Origin of the sequence: Mesorhizobium sp. B2-3-15 (genome assembly GCF_006442875.1) — a bacterium.
GTDB classification, from domain to species: domain Bacteria; phylum Pseudomonadota; class Alphaproteobacteria; order Rhizobiales; family Rhizobiaceae; genus Mesorhizobium; species Mesorhizobium australicum.
Window position 1 is genome coordinate 187,960 of record NZ_VFVO01000006.1, and the last position, 15,986, is coordinate 203,945.

Annotated in this window: 15 protein-coding genes; 13 read left to right on the forward strand and 2 right to left on the reverse strand. The window is 62.2% G+C overall.

Translation table 11 applies throughout. The features are described from left to right. The first annotated feature begins 22 nt into the window (after positions 1–22). The 13 genes from FJ954_RS14525 (at position 23) to FJ954_RS14585 (ending at position 14,355) form a co-directional block, all read left to right on the forward strand. Positions 23–1,564 carry an amino acid permease gene (locus tag FJ954_RS14525; RefSeq protein ID WP_140661760.1) on the forward strand — a complete coding sequence of 514 codons (1,542 nt, stop codon included), beginning with the start codon at positions 23–25 and terminating at the stop codon, positions 1,562–1,564. A gap of 96 nt (positions 1,565–1,660) precedes the next feature. Next, on the forward strand, positions 1,661–3,031 hold the full coding sequence (locus FJ954_RS14530) for a glutamine synthetase family protein (protein ID WP_140661761.1): 1,371 nt from the start codon (positions 1,661–1,663) through the stop codon (positions 3,029–3,031). 83 nt (positions 3,032–3,114) lie between these two features. Continuing rightward, positions 3,115–3,546, forward strand: a complete 432-nt coding sequence (locus FJ954_RS14535; protein WP_140661762.1) for a hypothetical protein — start codon at positions 3,115–3,117, stop codon at positions 3,544–3,546. Beyond that, positions 3,543–3,962 carry a type II toxin-antitoxin system VapC family toxin gene (locus FJ954_RS14540; protein ID WP_015315806.1) on the forward strand — a complete coding sequence of 140 codons (420 nt, stop codon included), beginning with the start codon at positions 3,543–3,545 and terminating at the stop codon, positions 3,960–3,962. Before FJ954_RS14535 ends, FJ954_RS14540 begins: the two co-directional genes overlap by 4 nt. Beyond that, positions 3,963–5,360, forward strand: a complete 1,398-nt coding sequence (locus FJ954_RS14545) for an aldehyde dehydrogenase family protein (RefSeq protein ID WP_140661763.1) — start codon at positions 3,963–3,965, stop codon at positions 5,358–5,360. A 16-nt stretch (positions 5,361–5,376) separates the two neighbouring features. Then, on the forward strand, positions 5,377–6,549 hold the full coding sequence (locus FJ954_RS14550; RefSeq protein WP_140661764.1) for an iron-containing alcohol dehydrogenase: 1,173 nt from the start codon (positions 5,377–5,379) through the stop codon (positions 6,547–6,549). 243 nt (positions 6,550–6,792) lie between these two features. Beyond that, entirely contained in the window at positions 6,793–7,899 is a 1,107-nt protein-coding gene (locus tag FJ954_RS14555; protein WP_140661765.1) for an ABC transporter substrate-binding protein, read from the forward strand. A 145-nt stretch (positions 7,900–8,044) separates the two neighbouring features. Further along, positions 8,045–8,881 carry an ABC transporter permease subunit gene (locus FJ954_RS14560; protein ID WP_181165828.1) on the forward strand — a complete coding sequence of 279 codons (837 nt, stop codon included), beginning with the start codon at positions 8,045–8,047 and terminating at the stop codon, positions 8,879–8,881. Continuing rightward, positions 8,878–9,669, forward strand: coding sequence for an ABC transporter permease (locus FJ954_RS14565; RefSeq protein WP_015315811.1), 792 nt, complete (start codon positions 8,878–8,880; stop codon positions 9,667–9,669). The genes FJ954_RS14560 and FJ954_RS14565 overlap by 4 nt, the downstream gene beginning before the upstream one ends. Before the next feature lie 30 nt (positions 9,670–9,699). Then, on the forward strand, positions 9,700–10,764 hold the full coding sequence (locus tag FJ954_RS14570; protein ID WP_015315812.1) for an ABC transporter ATP-binding protein: 1,065 nt from the start codon (positions 9,700–9,702) through the stop codon (positions 10,762–10,764). 159 nt (positions 10,765–10,923) lie between these two features. Then, positions 10,924–12,477 carry a sodium:proton antiporter gene (locus FJ954_RS14575; protein WP_015315813.1) on the forward strand — a complete coding sequence of 518 codons (1,554 nt, stop codon included), beginning with the start codon at positions 10,924–10,926 and terminating at the stop codon, positions 12,475–12,477. Positions 12,478–12,593: 116 nt separating this feature from the next. Further along, the gene (locus FJ954_RS14580) at positions 12,594–13,502 is read left to right on the forward strand and encodes an endonuclease/exonuclease/phosphatase family protein (RefSeq protein WP_140661767.1); all 909 of its coding nucleotides are present in this window, start codon (positions 12,594–12,596) and stop codon (positions 13,500–13,502) included. 7 nt (positions 13,503–13,509) lie between these two features. Further along, positions 13,510–14,355 (forward strand): EamA family transporter, encoded by an 846-nt coding sequence (locus tag FJ954_RS14585; RefSeq protein WP_015315815.1) that lies wholly within the window; start codon positions 13,510–13,512, stop codon positions 14,353–14,355. A gap of 4 nt (positions 14,356–14,359) precedes the next feature. Here FJ954_RS14585 and FJ954_RS14590 read toward each other — a convergent pair whose 3' ends face one another. Then, complete coding sequence (locus tag FJ954_RS14590) at positions 14,360–15,577, reverse strand: MFS transporter (RefSeq protein WP_015315816.1); 1,218 nt, start codon at positions 15,575–15,577, stop codon at positions 14,360–14,362. Between the two features lie 90 nt (positions 15,578–15,667). After that, positions 15,668–15,985, reverse strand: a complete 318-nt coding sequence (locus FJ954_RS14595) for a Dabb family protein (protein ID WP_140661768.1) — start codon at positions 15,983–15,985, stop codon at positions 15,668–15,670. Position 15,986 lies beyond the last annotated feature (1 nt).

Below are 15,986 nucleotides of genomic sequence, written 5' to 3' on the forward strand. Positions count from 1 at the left end.
GAACCAATAGGGGAACTCTGACATGACAACACCTGATCACTCTGACAAGTCGGAGGACACAAAAATCCTCCACAGTATGGGCTACGCCCAGGAATTGGCGCGTCGCATGAGCGGCTTCTCCAACTTCGCCATTTCCTTCTCGATCATATGCATTCTGGCAGGCGGCATTACGTCTTTCCCGCTGGCCATGGCCACCGGCAGCGGTTTCGAGGCGACCATCGGCTGGGTCATCGGCGGCGTCTTTGCGCTCGTGGTCGCGGCTTCTCTCGGCCAGATTGGATCGGCCTATCCGACAGCCGGCGGCCTCTATCACTGGTCCTCGATCCTGGGCGGACGCGGCTGGGGCTGGGCCACGGCCTGGATCAACTTGCTCGGCCTGATCTTCGTCGTCGCTTCGGTGAATGTCGGCGTCTACCTGCTGTTTCAGGGGCTCGTTGCTGGCCCGATCTTCGGCTGGGACACATCGGGCTGGGGCTTCTGGCAACAGACGGCGGCGGTCGTCTTGATTACCGTCACCCAAGGTCTGTTCAATCATCTCGGCATCAAGACGACGACGATGTTGACCGATTTTTCCGGCTACCTCATCCTCGTTGTGGCGGTCGTGCTGACGCTGACCTTCCTGATCTGGGGCGCGCACGGCTTCGATCTCGCGCGGCTGACGACTTTCGTCAACACGACCGGCGATCTCGGTGGTGGCTATGTTCCGACGGGCCGCACCGCACTCGTGGCCTTCCTGATTGGCCTTCTCTACCCGCTTTACACGATCACCGGCTTCGACGCCTCCGCGCATACCGCCGAGGAAACGCACAATGCCCGCGTCGCTGTGCCCAGAGGCATGATCCACGCGGTCCTCTGGTCTCTCGTCTTCGGTTTCGTCATGGCGGTCTCCTTTGTCCTTGCCAGCCCCGATCTCGTGGCGACCGCCAAGGACGGCGGCAATGCCTGGTTCAACCTGTTCAACAATCTGCCGGCGCCAACCTGGCTCAAGGCTCTGCTCGGCATCGCCATCGTGCTGTCGAACTATCTGTGCGCGCTAGCAGGGCTCACTTCGACCTCGCGCATGATCTTTGCCTTTTCGCGTGACGGAGGTCTGCCGGGGTCTTCTTTATGGAAGCAGGTTTCGCCGACCTGGCGCACGCCCGTTCCGGCCATCTGGCTCGGCGTCGTTCTGTCGATTGCCGCCACGCTCTATTCGCCGGCTTTCGCGGCGCTGGCAGCCGGCTGCGCACTCTTCCTCTACGTCTCCTACGCCATGCCGATCGCGGCCGGACTTCTTGCGGAAGGAAAGAGCTGGACCGAGTTCGGACCATTCCGGCTCGGCATCTGGTCAAAGCCGTTCGCGGTCATCACCGTGCTTGGTGTTCTGGTGTTGATGTATGCCGGCATCCAACCGCCCTTCGACATCCTGATCAACTATGCGATCGGATTGATCGTTCTGCTCGTCGTTTTGTGGTTTGCCGTCGAGAACCGCCGCTTCCAGGGGCCGCCCATCGGCGAGACGGCAATCGCCAAGCGCAGGGCGACCATCGCAGCGGCCGAAAAGGCCGTCGGCGAATCCGCCTAAACAACCAATCAAGCCGTGGCGGGTTCGCTCGCCACGGTTTTTTGTTCTCGTTCAATATGACAAGCCCGAAACGCCAAGCACTGGAGTGCCAAAGGAATGGCCGGAAGTTTCTCGTTCGATCAGTTGAAGAAAGCGGTCTCCAGCGGCGAGATCGACACGGTGCTGGCATGCATTGTCGACATGCAGGGCCGGTTGGCAGGAAAGCGGTTCCTGGCGCAATATTTCGTCGATTCCGCGCATGACGAGACGCATGGCTGCAACTACCTGCTGGCGGCCGACATCGATATGGAGCCGGTGCCGGGCTACAAGGCGGCAAGCTGGTCGAAGGGCTATGGCGACTTCGTCATGAAGCCTGACCTGGCGACGCTGCGGCGCATTCCCTGGCTGGAAAAGACGGCGCTCGTCATTTGCGACGTGCTCGACCACCACACCCATGACGACCTGCCGCATTCGCCGCGCGCCATATTGAAGAAGCAGGTCAAGCGGCTGAGTGAGCGCGGTTATATCGGCTATTTCGCTTCCGAGCTCGAATTCTATCTGTTCAACGAGACCTACGATTCCGCCCGCAAGAAGCATTGGCAGGGGCTCGATACAGCCTCGCCCTATATTGGGGACTACCAGATCGGCATCACCACCAAGGAAGAAGGCGTCATGCGCCGGCTTCGCAACGAGATGGAAGCCGCCGGCATTCCGATCGAGAATTCCAAGGGCGAGTGGGGGCCGGGCCAGGAAGAGATCAATGTGCGCTACGCCGAGGCGCTCGACATGGCCGACCGCCACGTCATCCTGAAGAACGGCGCCAAGGAGATTGCCGAGTCCGAAGGCAAGGCGATTTCCTTCATGTCCAAGTATAATTACGGTCTCGCCGGCAATTCCAGCCACATCCACAATTCGCTGTGGAGCGCGGACGGCAAGACGCCGCTGTTCTTCGACAGACAAGCCGACTGGACCTTGTCGACGCTCGGCCAGCAATGGGCGGCCGGGCAGTTGAAATACGCCAAGGAATTCACCTGGTTCCTGGCGCCCTACATCAATTCCTACAAGCGCTTCCAGGCCGGCACTTTCGCGCCGACCAAGATCATGTGGAGCGAAGACAACCGCACCGCCGGCTTCCGCCTGTGCGGCGAGGGCACCAAGGGCATCCGCATGGAATGCCGCATCGGCGGCGCCGACCTCAATCCTTATCTGGCCTTCGGGGCGCTGATCGCGGCCGGCCTCGCCGGTATCGACGAGAAGCTGGAATTGCAGAAGCCTTTCGTCGGCGACGCCTATCAGGCTTCTCGTTTGCCGGAGATTCCAAAGACGCTGCGCGATGCGACCGAGACGCTGTCGAAGTCGAAGATGCTGAAACAGGCGCTCGGCGAGGATGTGCTCGAGCACTATGTCCACACAGCGAAGTGGGAACAGTTCGAATACGATCGCCGTATCACGGATTGGGAACTGCACAGAGGGTTCGAGCGGTATTAAAGCTTTATGCAGCTTTATTGTTGACAATGTAGTTAATGCGGCTCATATGAAGGCTGCAAACTGCAATTGTTGGGGAGTTCGCAATGTCCAAATATGCGCCGCTGAAGGAATTTCTGGTCGCCCAGAATGCCGACCGTGTGCCTATGTCGTTCGATCAGATCGAGAGCGTGCTTAGTCTGCCCTTGCCGGCATCGAAGCGATACCCCGCGTGGTGGAGCAACAATCCGAGCAACAATCCCATGACCAGGGAGTGGCTCGAGGCCGGGTTCGAGACCGAATCCGTCAACGTAGGCACTGGCAAGCTTGTCTTTCGCCGCGTTCGCAAGATGCCGACCGGTGACGGCGCACCCGCGGTGCGTACGCACCGTCACCCTGGATTTGGTTTCATGAAGGGCTTGATAGCAATCGAGGCCGGGTTTGATGTCACCAAACCGTTCGATGATGAGCCTTGGGATCGGGGTTATCTGGGCGGTGAAACTCAGGCGCAGCACGGCAAACACATGATGCGCAAATGAGTGAAGAGCCGAGCCTGCTGCTGGACACGTGCGCGATGATCTTCATTGCAAACGACAGCAAAATCGACCCTCAGGCAAGTCAGGAGATTTCCGACGCGGCCTATGATGGCCGCCTCTATCTCTCGCCGATGTCAGCATGGGAGATCGGCATCGGTGTGGCCAAGGGCCGGCTCAACTTGCCCATAGCGCCGCTCGATTTCGTAGAGCGCTTCATTGAGCGCATGTCCGCGAAACTCAGCGCGATTTCGCCGGCCATTCTGATCGCGTCCTCCAACTTGCCGGGTTCGCCCCATGGCGATCCTATGGATCGAATACTGATTGCCACTGCAAGGGCCTTGGACATGGTTCTTGTGACGCGAGACGAGCCCATCCTTCGCTACAGCCGCAACGGCCATCTGCGTACATTAGCCTGCTAAATGGAGCATCTTTTGGAAACCGTAAAACTCAAATCCCCCATCGACGGCTCGATCTATGCGGAGCGGCCGGTCGCTACCGACCAGGCGATCAACGCCGCGGTCGAGCGTGCCAAGGCGGCGCAGGAGAAGTGGGCGCAGTCGCCGATCGTCGAGCGCGGCAAGTACATGCTGGCGATGCTGGAAGCACTGGTCGCGATGACCGACGAGATCGTGCCGGAGATCGCCTGGCAGATGGGGCGTCCCGTTCGTTATGGCGGCGAGTTCGGCGGCGTCAAGGAGCGTACCAACTATATGGTCGAGATCGCGGAAGCGGCGCTCAAGTCCGTGCCGGCCTCCAACCCGAAGGACGGCTTCCGGCGCTATGTGAAGAAGGATCCGCTTGGGGTGGTCATGGTGATCGCGCCATGGAACTATCCCTATCTGACAGCGGTCAACACCATCGTGCCGGCGCTGATGGCCGGCAACGCCGTCATCCTGAAACATGCCGCGCAGACGTTGCTGGTCGGCGAGCGCTTTCAACAGGCTTTCGACAAGGCCGGCCTGCCAAAGGGCGTGTTCCAGAATGTCGTGCTCAACCATGCACAGACGGAAAAACTGCTGGGTTCCGGCAAGATCGACCATGTCAATTTCACCGGCTCGGTCGCTGGCGGCCGTGCTATCGAAAAGGCGGCGGCAGGCACCTTCATGACGCTTGGGCTCGAACTCGGTGGCAAGGATCCGGCCTATGTGCTGCCCGACGCCAAGATGGACCATGCCGTGGCCAATCTGGTCGACGGCGCCTTCTTCAATTCCGGCCAGTGCTGCTGCGGCATCGAACGCGTCTATGTGCACGAAAAAATCTATGACGAGTTCGTCGAAGGCTTCATCGCCGAGACCAGGAATTATGTCGTCGGCAATCCGCTGGAGCAGGCGACGACGATGGGACCGATGGCGCAGGCGCGCTTTGCCGACCTGATCCGCGAGCAGAAGGCCGAAGCGCTGCGCAAGGGTGCCAAGGCGCACATCAACATGAAGGTGGCTAACGACAAGGCCGGCTCGCCTTACCTGGCGCCGGAGGTGTTGACGCAAGTCGACCATCAGATGAGCGTCATGCGTGAGGAAAGCTTTGGCCCGATCGTCGGCATCATGAAGGTGCGCAACGATGAGGAGGCGATCGCTTTGATGAACGACAGCCCCTACGGGCTGACGGCCTCGATCTGGACGCGCGACACCGAGCATGCGGTGGCGATCGGCGACCGCGTCGAGACCGGCACGGTGTTCATGAACCGCTGCGACTATCTCGATCCCGCGCTGGTCTGGACCGGCGTCAAGGACACCGGCAAGGGCGTTGCCCTGTCGGCGCTGGGCTATGACAATCTGACCCGGCCGAAATCCTTCCATCTGCGTGAAGCCATCTAATTTTCGAAAGACAAAAATGTCCAAGCTCATCTCCAAATGGAACTACCCCACCACCGTTCGCTTCGGCGCCGGGCGCATCAAGGAACTGCCGGAGGTGCTCGCGGCCACCGGCATCAAGCGGCCGCTTTTCGTCACCGATCCGGGATTGGCGAAACTGCCGGTCGTCGCCTCGACGCTCAGGATTCTCGACGAGGCCAAGGTCCCCTATGGCGTGTTCTCCGAGGTGAAGCCGAACCCGGTCGAGTCCAACCTCACCGCTGGCATCGCGGTGTTCAAGAAGGGCAAGCATGACGGCGTCATCGCCTTCGGGGGCGGCTCGGCGCTCGACCTCGGCAAGCTGATCGCCTTCCAGGCCGGCCAAGTCAGGCCCATCTGGGACTTCGAGGATGTCGGCGACTGGTGGACGCGCGCCAACTCCGACGCCATCGCGCCAATCATCGCGGTGCCGACCACCGCCGGCACCGGCTCGGAGGTCGGCCGCGCCGGCGTCATCACCAATGAGGAGACGCATACCAAGAAGGTGATTTTCCATCCGAAGTTGTTGCCGGCGATCGTCATCGCCGATCCGGAGCTTTCGGTCGGCATGCCTTCCTTCATCACCGCCGGCACCGGCATGGACGCGCTCGCCCATTGCCTCGAAGCCTATTGCGCGCCGGGCTACCATCCGATGGCCGACGGCATTGCCGTCGAAGGCATACGCCTGGTGTTCGAGAACCTGCCGAAGGCTTATGCCAATGGCAAAGACCTCGTCGCCCGCGCCCACATGATGAGCGCGGCCGCCATGGGCGCCGCGGCCTTCCAGAAGGGGCTGGGTGCCATCCACTCGCTGTCGCATCCGATCGGCGCGCTCTACGACACCCATCATGGCATGACCAATGCCGTGTTCATGCCATATGTGCTGGCCTTCAATCGCGACTCCATCGAAGAGCGTATCGCCCGGCTCGCCGCCTATTGCGGCATCAAGGGCGGTTTCGACGGCTTCGCCAAGGCTGTTATCAAGCTGCGCAAGGAGTTGAAGGTGCCGCACGCGCTGCCGGGCCTGATCAAGGGGCTAGACATGGACAAGAAGCGCAAGGGCCTGATCGCCGACATGGCGGTGGTCGATCCGACGGCCGGCGGCAACCCGGTCAAGCTGACCAAGAAGGCGGCGCTGACACTGCTCGAAAACGCCATCGCCGGGACGGTCTGAGGCCGGTTCCTGGATGCGGAAATTGATCGGGAAACGAGAGGAAAGGAGAGGGGAAGGGGCGATATAGGGGCGGATTAATGTTTAGCCGGAAAATTAAGTGATGGCTAATTGCTACAGTCCGTTAAAAAGAGTTAACTTTTCACGCTGCGAGGCGCCGGTTTCACAAAGCTTTCATCTGGCTGTCACACGAAAACGATACCGCATCGCAGACGTCCAACGGCGTCAGTTCAATGGAGAGAACACATGTTCAAATTCACGGGGAAAGTGCTTTCCCTTTCGGCCGCGACCCTGATGGTGTCGTCGGTGATTTCGTCCGCCGCTTCGATGGACGATCTCATCAAGGCCGCCAAGGCCGAAGGCCAGCTCACCACGATCGCCTTGCCGCATGACTGGTGCGGTTATGGCGACGTCATCGCCGGCTTCAAGGCGAAGTATCCGGAAATCACCGTCAACGAACTCAACCCCGACGCCGGCTCCGGCGACGAAGTCGAGGCGATCAAGGCCAACAAGGACAACAAGGGTCCGCAGGCTCCTGATGTCATCGACGTCGGCCTGTCCTTCGGCCCGACCGCCAAGGCCGATGGCCTGTTGATGCCATACAAGGTGTCGACCTGGGACTCGATCCCGGACAGCGCCAAGGATGCCGATGGCGCCTGGTACGGAGACTATTATGGCGTTCTCTCGTTCATGGTGAACAAGGACCTGATCAAGGAGTCGCCGAAGGACTGGGCCGATCTCCTCAAGCCCGAATTCGCCAACGCGGTCGCCGTTGCCGGCGATCCGCGCGCTTCGAACCAGGCCATCCAGGCCGTCTACGCCGCAGGCCTTTCCGGTGGCGCGGCTGCAGGTGAACCCGCTGGCACCGCCGGCCTCGACTTCTTCAAGAAGCTCAACGCCGCCGGCAATTTCGTGCCGGTCGTCGGCAAGCCGGCAACGCTTGCCCAGGGCCAGACCCCGATCCTGATCAACTGGGATTACAACGCGCTCTCCGGTCGCGACACGCTGAAGGGCAACCCGCCCGTCGACGTCGTCGTGCCGAAGACCGGCGTTGTCGCCGGTGTTTATGTGCAGGCGATCAGCGCGTTTGCGCCGCATCCGAATGCGGCCAAGCTGTGGATGGAATATCTCTATTCCGACGAAGGCCAGGTCGGCTGGCTGAAGGGCTATTGCCACCCGATCCGCTTCAACGATCTGGCCAAGAACGGCAAGATCCCGGCTGACGTGCTGGCCAAGCTGCCGCCGGCGGAATCCTACGCCTCGGCCGCCTTCCCGACGCTCGACGAACAGGGCAAGGCCAAGGAAGCCATCAGCAAGAACTGGGACGCCGTTGTCGGCGCCAACGTCAAGTAAGGCTTGAAATCCACCGGGCGGCCGCGAGGCCGCCCGGCTTCCCCTCGAAGACGGTAGCCGGCGCATGACCGATCTTACGCTTTCAAATCAGTCCGTTACCACCAAGCCCGCGCCGCCGACCGAGGCGACCGCTTTCCGCTTTCCGATGCAGTGGATTGGCGTGGCGCCTTTCTTCATCTTCGTCCTGATGTTCCTGATCCTGCCGACGATCTATCTCGTCCTGGGCGCTTTCCAGAATGGCGACGGTCAGCTGACGCTGGACAATATCCTGCAGCTGGTCAGCGATCCCTCGATCAGCGCTTCCTACTGGGTTTCGATCAAGATCAGTTTCTGGTCGGCCGTCATCGGTGCCTTTGCCGGGCTCGCGATTGCCATCGCCATCGTGCGCGGCGGGCTTCCCAACTGGACCCGCTCGGCGACCCTGACTTTCTCGGGCGTCGCGTCGAATTTCGCCGGCTTGCCGCTGGCCTTCGCCTTCCTGGCGACCCTCGGCCGCGTCGGCATCGTCACAACGCTTCTGCGTGACGTTCTCAATGTCAACATATATGCGATGGGCTTCAATTTCCTCACAACATCGGGCCTGATCGCGGTCTATCTGTTCTTCCAGATTCCGCTGATGGTGGTCATCATCGTGCCGGCCATCGACGGCTTGAAGAAGGAATGGGGCGAAGCCGCCGCCACGCTCGGGGCCACCCAGTCGCAGTATTGGCGCATGGTGGTCATCCCGGTCTTGTGGCCGAGCTTCCTCGGCACCGTCATCCTGTTGTTCGCCAATTCCTTCGGCGCCATCGCCACGGCTTATGCGTTTGCCGGCCCGGCGCTCAACATCGTTCCCATCAAGCTCTATTCGCAGATCAATGGCGACGTGCTGCACAACCCGCAGCTCGGCTATGCCATCGCCTTCGGCATGATCGTCATCACGGGCTTGGCTAACGTCTTCTACATCTGGTTCCGGACCCGGTCCGAAAGGTGGCTGAAATGAAGTCGGGCAAATTCTGGGCTTGGGTCGTCTTCATTGTCGGCGCGGCCTATTTCTTCATTCCGCTGATGGCGACTGTCGAGTTCTCGTTGCGCATGCGCCGCGGCGTCCATTCCTTCGATGCCTACCAGATCGTGCTGGGCGACGCTCGCTTCCAGTCGACCTTCCTGTATTCGGTGGTAGCGGCCGTCTTCACCATCATCCTCGGCGTGCTGATCGTGGTGCCTGCGGCATACTGGATCCGGCTGCGCCTGCCGCAGCTCAGGCCGATCGTCGAATTCATCACGCTGTTGCCGCTGGTCATTCCGGCCATCGTCATCGTGTTCGGCTATATCAGGATGTACGGCTCGAATTCCCCGCTGCCGTTCCTGGGCAGCAATATGGGCGCCAATGCGCTGCTGGTGATCGGCTATGCGACGCTGGCTCTGCCCTACATGTATCGCGCCGTCGATACGGGGCTGCGCACCATCGATGTGCGGACATTGACCGAAGCAGCGCAGATCCTGGGCGCCGGCTGGGGCACGATCATTGGCCGGGTGATCCTGCCCAATGTCCTGATCGCCGTGCTGTCGGGCGCCTTCCTGACCTTCGCCATCGTCATCGGCGAGTTCACCATGGCGAGCCTTCTCAACCGTCCGGCCTTTGGCCCGTATCTGCAAAACGTCGGCGCCAACCGCGCCTATGAACCGGCAGCCCTTGCCATCATCGCCTTCGCCATTACCTGGGGCTGCATGTCGCTCATCCAGATCCTGTCTCGCTTCGCGCCGAAATCGGCGAACCGCCCGAATTGATCGAAAAGCACTGACCTGAGAGAAAAAGCCATGGCCGAGCCATTCCTGTCCATCCAGCATGTGCGAAAGTCCTACGGGTCCAACACCGTGGTGCAGGATTTCAGCCTCGACGTCGAGCCGGGCGAGTTCGTCTCGTTCCTGGGGCCATCCGGATGCGGCAAGACGACGGTGCTGCGTATGGTCGCCGGCTTCGAGGAGCCGTCGGCCGGCAAGATCGTCGTCGCCGGCAAGGACATCACGCGGCTGAAGCCCAACCAGCGCAATGTCGGCATGGTGTTCCAGGCCTATGCGCTGTTCCCGAACCTCACCGTGGCGCAGAACATCGCTTTCGGGTTGAAGGTTGCCGGCATGCCGAAGGCCGACGCCGACAAGCGCGTCGCCGAGATGCTCGACATGATCAGACTGCCGCAGATGGCGGACCGCTATCCCTACCAGCTCTCCGGCGGCCAGCAGCAGCGCATCGCGCTGGCGCGCGCGATCGCGCCGAAGCCGAAGCTCCTGCTGCTCGACGAGCCGCTGTCGGCGCTGGACGCCAAGGTGCGCGTGTCGCTGCGCGAGGAAATCCGCTCGATCCAGAAGAAGCTCGGCATCACCACCATCTTCGTGACCCATGACCAGGAAGAGGCGCTGTCGATCTCCGACCGCATCGCCGTCATGTATGGCGGCAAGGCCGAGCAGGTCGCGACGCCGTTCGAAATCTACAACCGGCCGGCGACCAAGTTCGTCGCCAATTTCGTCGGCACGCTGAACGTGCTCGAAGGCAAGGTCACCGACGCCGCCTCCGGCAAGGTGCAGGTCAATACGCAGGAAGTCTCGCTCAAGGGCAAGCTCAACGGCTCGAAGTCCGGCGACACGCTGTCTCTGGCGCTGCGGCCCGAGGCGATTTCGCTCGGCCGCCAGCCCGGCCGCGACTCCAGCCTGACCGGAGAGATTTCCGAAGTGCACTTCCTCGGCTCGGTTATCCGGGTCCGTGTCGGCATCGGCGGCAACACGGTGTCGCTCGACACGTTCAACAACTCCGCCACCCCGCCGCCCGCAGTCGGGGAGAAAGCCGAGATTTCGTTCTCGTCGAGCGATATGCTGGTGCTGCACTAGGTAGTCCGCTGTCGGAAGGCGCTCCCAAACGGGCGCTCCAGCCGTCGGGATTTCTCATGCTGCCGGCGGACGACACGGTCCGTGCCAGAGATGTCCCTGTTGTTCCACGACCATGACTTTGGCACTGCCAATCGCCTCGTTCGGCGGCTACGATAGAGCATGGCTCTTTTCGAACTGACGCTTATCCTCCTGTTGATTGCAGTCGCGCTGACGGCGCTGTCGCGCCGGCTGCAAGTTCCTTATCCGTCGCTGCTGGCGCTGGCGGGCGCGGGCATCGCCTTCCTGCCCGGCATGCCCACCATCGAAATCGACCCGGAACTGGCGCTGGCCCTGTTCATCGCGCCGGTGCTGCTCGACGCCGCCTATGACACCTCGTTGCGCGATCTCAATCGCAACCGGCTGCCGCTCGCCCTGCTGGCCTTGGGGGCGGTCGTTTTCACCACCGCAGCGGTTGCGCTGCTCGGCTGGAAGATGGCAGGCCTGCCGATCGCCGCGGCCGTCGCCCTTGGCGCCATCGTAGCGCCGCCCGATGCCGTCGCGGCGTCGGCCGTGCTCGGACAATTCAAGGTGCCGCATCGCATCACCACCATCCTGCAAGGCGAGAGCCTGCTCAACGATGCAACCGCGCTGCTGATCTACCGTATCGCTGTCGCCGCCGCACTCGGTCCGTTCCTGTTGAGCAGCGCCGCGCCCATGGTCGCCCTGTCGACCGTTGGTAGCCTGGTGGCCGGCTATGTACTCGGTCGGCTGTCGCTTGCCACGCTGAGCCGCATCGAGGACGCGGCCAGCGGTACCGTGGTGCAGTTCGCCGGCACGTTCGGTGTCTGGATCCTGGCGGACAGGTTGGGTCTCTCGGCGATCATCACCATCGTCGTCTACGCCATGACCATCGCACAGACCGCGCCGCGCCGAATGTCGGCAAGAAAGCGTGTCAGTTCCTATTCGGTCTGGGAGACGGCTGTGTTCGTGCTCAACGTGCTGGCCTTCGTGCTGATGGGTCTGCAGGCTCGGTCGATCGTCGGACGGCTCGCCGGTACGGGAGAGCTCGACGCGTTCGTCTTTGCCGCGGCTGTGCTGGCGGTCGTCATCGTTTCGCGCCTGATCTGGGTGCTGGGCTGCGGTGCGGTCATCAGGTGGTTTGCCCGCTTTGGCGGCGCCGAGCATCAGCCGGATACGCCGTCCTTTCGCGGCGGCGTGCTCATCGGCTGGTGCGGCATGCGGGGACTGGTAACCCTTGCCGCGGCATTCGCCTTGCCGGTCGAATTTCCTGCTCGCGACCCGATCGTGCTCGCCGCCTTCACGGTCGTGCTCGGCACCCTGGTGCTGCAAGGAATGAGCCTGAAGCCGCTGCTGCGCGTCCTGAAGCTGGATCCCGACGAAACGGTCGACCGGGAGGTAGCGAAGGCGCGCGTCGTGGTCATGCAGGCCGCGCTTGATGTATTGAGCGGCAAGACCTCGAGCGCCGCAGCCGCGGTGCGCGAGCAATATGCCGCCCAGCGCAAGATCGCCAAAAATCCCGAGGATGCCCAGGCCGCGACCGAATATGACAGGCTGCGTCTCTATGCCATCAAAAGCCAGCGCGATGCCCTGGAGGAGCTGCGCCGCAACGGCACCATCGGTGACGAAGCCTATCACCGTCTGGAGGAAGAGATCGACTGGACGGAACTTGCGGCATCGCCGGCAGGCCGGTTCCAGCCGCTGACCACCGACTAGCAGATACCGCGTCTCGGCCGCTGCCCTGCTGGCCCAAGCCCCGTCCGTCCTCCTGCACATTGCAAGCGATCGGCCGAACCGTTACTGCCAACACCGAAAAGTGAGCCGGATAAGCAATGAAGCTGGTCAGCTACAACATCCAGTACGGATTCGGCAGCGACGGGCGCTACGATCTTTCGCGTGCGGCACGCCTTGTCGCCGGCGCCGACATCATCGCCTTGCAGGAGGTCGAGCGGCACTGGCAGCGCAGCGATTTCGACGACCAGCCGGAGCGGCTTTCCCAATTGCTGCCTGGGTATCACTGGGTCTACGGCCCAGCCTTCGACATGGATGCCAGCGAGCTGCGCGACGGCCGCCTGGTCAACCGCCGCCGGCAATTCGGCACCATGGTTATGTCGAAGCTGCCGATCGTCTGGTCGCGACTGCACGCGCTGCCGATGCGCCGCACGCTGCGGCCGCTCAACACCCGCAACGCCGCCCTCGAATGCATGATCCGCACGCCGGCCGGGCCGGTCAGGGTGCTGTCGCTGCATCTCGCGCACATCGCGGCGGAAGAGCGGCTGGAGCAGATTGACTATCTCACGGCCGAGCACCGCCGGGCACCATCGGAAGGCGGACCGTGGAGCGGAGCGGACGATGAACCTTCGCGTAACTGGACACATGGGGAAGTCGAGCCGGAAAATCCGCTGGCGACGATCTGGATGGGCGATTTCAACATGGAACCCGGCAGCGCCGAATATCGCCGCATTGTCGGCAGCACGCCCTATCATCGGGGCGCTGCCTATCTCGACGGCTTCGTCGATGCCGCTTCTGTCGCCAGCGAGCCGGTGGCGGATTTCCATACGCATGAGAAGATCATCGACGGCAGACTGGCAAAGCGCCGGCTTGATCATTGCTTCGTCGGCGGCATGCTGGCCGGGCGTGTGCGTTCTGTTGGATCAGACATGGGCGAGGTGGCTTCCGACCACTTCCCGGTCCGGGTCGACATCGATCTCGAGACGCCCTTCGGCTTGGGAGGTCGATGAGCTCCCCATGACGCTTTTCGTCTTTTTCGCGGTGCTTGCCGCGGCCGCCATGCACGCGATCTGGAACGCACTGGTCAAGGTGCATCTCGACCGTTTTCTGTCGATCACGCTGATGACGCTCGGCATGGGCACTGCTGCCATCGTCGTGCTGCCCTTCGTCGAGATGCCGAAGGCGGAGGTCTGGCCCTACATCATCGCTTCGGTGATCTTCCACATGGGCTATCGCACCTTCCTGATCGGCGCCTACCAGGCCGGCGATTTCGCCCAGACCTACCCGCTGGCGCGTGGCACGGCACCCCTGCTGGCCGCGATTGGCGGCATGTTCGTCGTCGCCGAAGTGCCGGCGCCGCTTGCCATCCTTGGCATCCTGCTGTTGTCGGCCGGCACGCTGGTGATGTCGTTTCGCGGTGGCGCGCATCTGGAGAAGCTGAATCTGCGCGCGGTCGGCTATGCGCTGGGCACGTCGATCTTCATCGCCAGCTACACGCTGTCCGACGGCAGCGGCGCGCGGCTGGCGGCAACGGCGCAGAGCTATGCCGCCTGGCTGTTCATCTGCGATGCATTTGGGGCGCTGGTGCTGTGCCTCGTTTTCCGAGGGCCCAAGGCGCTGCCCGTTCTGGCGCGCGACTGGAAAACGGGACTGTTCACCGGTGTGCTTTCCGGCGCCGCCTACTGGATCGTCATGTGGGCGATGACCAAGGCGCCGATCGCCTCGGTGGCGTCGCTGCGCGAGACCTCGATCCTGTTTGCCATGATGATCTCGGTCTACGCCCTCGGCGAAAAGATGACAGGCTGGCGCGGCGCCGCCGCGCTCAGCATTGTTGCGGGCGTCATCGCGTTGAGGATGGGTTGACCTCTCAGCCGAGCACCGTCATTACCTGGCCGCGCCGCTCCGGACTGAAGCGGATGACGACGATGATGCAGACGGCGACCACGCCGGCAAAAAGCGCCAGCGCATAGCCATAGCTGCCGCCGGGGGCTTCGGCGATCCCGGCCTGATATGGACCGCCATAGGAAGCGGCGAGATTGCCGGCCTGGTAGATGAAGCCGGGCAAGGTGGCGCGCACCGCACCCGGCGAAAGCTCGTTGAGGTGGACCGGGATGACGCCCCAGGCGCCCTGGACCGCGACCTGCATGACGAAGGCGCCGATGGCCAGCATGAACGGCGTTGAACTGTAGGCCCATAGCGGGATCGCCGGCAGGGCGATGATGCAGGCGAGTGTAATGGCGTTGACGCGGCCGATCTTCTCCGACAGCGCACCGAATGCCAGGCCGCCGACGATGGCGCCGATGTTGGCAACGATGGTGATCCAACTCACCGTATGTGGATCGAAGCCGTGCTGCTTCTTCAGGAAGGTCGGATAGAGATCCTGCGTGCCATGGCTGAAGAAGTTGAAGAACATCATCAGCACGACGGCATAGAGCGCGACGCCCCAGTGCTTCTGCAAGGTCTCCAGCATCCCCGGTCGAGCGGTTTTCTGTGCCTCGACGAAGGCAGGAGATTCCGGCACATGCGAGCGGATGAACAGGACGACCAGCGCCGGGACGAAGGAGAGCAGGAACATGGCGCGCCAGCCGATCGTGTAGCCGCCGATCGTCTGCTGGTAGAGCAGGCCATAGACCACCGCCGCCAGCAGGTAGCCGGCCGGATAGCCGCATTGCAGGATGCCCGAGACGATGCCGCGGGCGCTCGGCGGGACGGATTCCATGGCGAGTGAACTGCCGAGGCCCCATTCGCCGCCCATGGCGATGCCGAACAGCGCGCGCAGCGCCAGGAAGATGCCGAGATTGGGCGAGAAGGCGGCCAGCGCCCCGATCACCGAATAGCTGACGATGTTGAGCATGAGAATGGGCTTGCGCCCGTATTTGTCGGCTAGCATGCCAAAGAAGAACGCGCCGATGAAGCGCGTGGCCAAGGTCAGGAACAGTGCCTTTGACACTGCCGGGACATCCGTCTGGAATTCAGTCGCAATATCGGTGAGCAGGAATGTCAGAAGGAAGAAATCAAAAGCATCGAGCGTCCAGCCCAGGAATGAGGCCAGGACGGTTTTCTTCTGCTCGGTAGTGAGGTTCAAGGCGTCCTCCTTTGCATCCCCCAAAGGAACGATATGTCGCCCTGTCGGCAAAAGAGAACAGCGATCAGCCGGCTTTCGAAAGGCCGGCGGTCACTTTTTCGTAAGATCGAGATCGAAGACCATCAATCCGTCCGCGCCGCCTTCGAGAGCCGCGAGCAGCCGGGCGCCGGCACGCTGATGCGCCTCATGGACGAGATAGGCGTCGCGCGCCGCGGCATCGCGGAAATCGATGGTGAAGCCATAGGTGAACCCGCGCGCGAAAGGCTCTGGGCTGACATTGGTGCTGAACTGGACGGTGTCCATGCCTTCGATCACCTGTCGCAACGCCTCGAGGCCGGCGTGGATGGCCGTGCGCTCGGTCGACGACACATCGCTGCGAAATCTGGCGAAAACGCAGTGCCTGATCATT

Coding starts and splice junctions, on each gene's coding strand:
- FJ954_RS14525 (WP_140661760.1), top strand. CDS start 23: ATGACAACACCTGATCACTCTGACAAGTCGGAGGACACAAAAATCCTC.
- FJ954_RS14530 (WP_140661761.1), top strand. CDS start 1,661: ATGGCCGGAAGTTTCTCGTTCGATCAGTTGAAGAAAGCGGTCTCCAGC.
- FJ954_RS14535 (WP_140661762.1), top strand. CDS start 3,115: ATGTCCAAATATGCGCCGCTGAAGGAATTTCTGGTCGCCCAGAATGCC.
- FJ954_RS14540 (WP_015315806.1), top strand. CDS start 3,543: ATGAGTGAAGAGCCGAGCCTGCTGCTGGACACGTGCGCGATGATCTTC.
- FJ954_RS14545 (WP_140661763.1), top strand. CDS start 3,963: ATGGAGCATCTTTTGGAAACCGTAAAACTCAAATCCCCCATCGACGGC.
- FJ954_RS14550 (WP_140661764.1), top strand. CDS start 5,377: ATGTCCAAGCTCATCTCCAAATGGAACTACCCCACCACCGTTCGCTTC.
- FJ954_RS14555 (WP_140661765.1), top strand. CDS start 6,793: ATGTTCAAATTCACGGGGAAAGTGCTTTCCCTTTCGGCCGCGACCCTG.
- FJ954_RS14560 (WP_181165828.1), top strand. CDS start 8,045: ATGCAGTGGATTGGCGTGGCGCCTTTCTTCATCTTCGTCCTGATGTTC.
- FJ954_RS14565 (WP_015315811.1), top strand. CDS start 8,878: ATGAAGTCGGGCAAATTCTGGGCTTGGGTCGTCTTCATTGTCGGCGCG.
- FJ954_RS14570 (WP_015315812.1), top strand. CDS start 9,700: ATGGCCGAGCCATTCCTGTCCATCCAGCATGTGCGAAAGTCCTACGGG.
- FJ954_RS14575 (WP_015315813.1), top strand. CDS start 10,924: ATGGCTCTTTTCGAACTGACGCTTATCCTCCTGTTGATTGCAGTCGCG.
- FJ954_RS14580 (WP_140661767.1), top strand. CDS start 12,594: ATGAAGCTGGTCAGCTACAACATCCAGTACGGATTCGGCAGCGACGGG.
- FJ954_RS14585 (WP_015315815.1), top strand. CDS start 13,510: ATGACGCTTTTCGTCTTTTTCGCGGTGCTTGCCGCGGCCGCCATGCAC.
- FJ954_RS14595 (WP_140661768.1), bottom strand. CDS start 15,985: ATGATCAGGCACTGCGTTTTCGCCAGATTTCGCAGCGATGTGTCGTCG.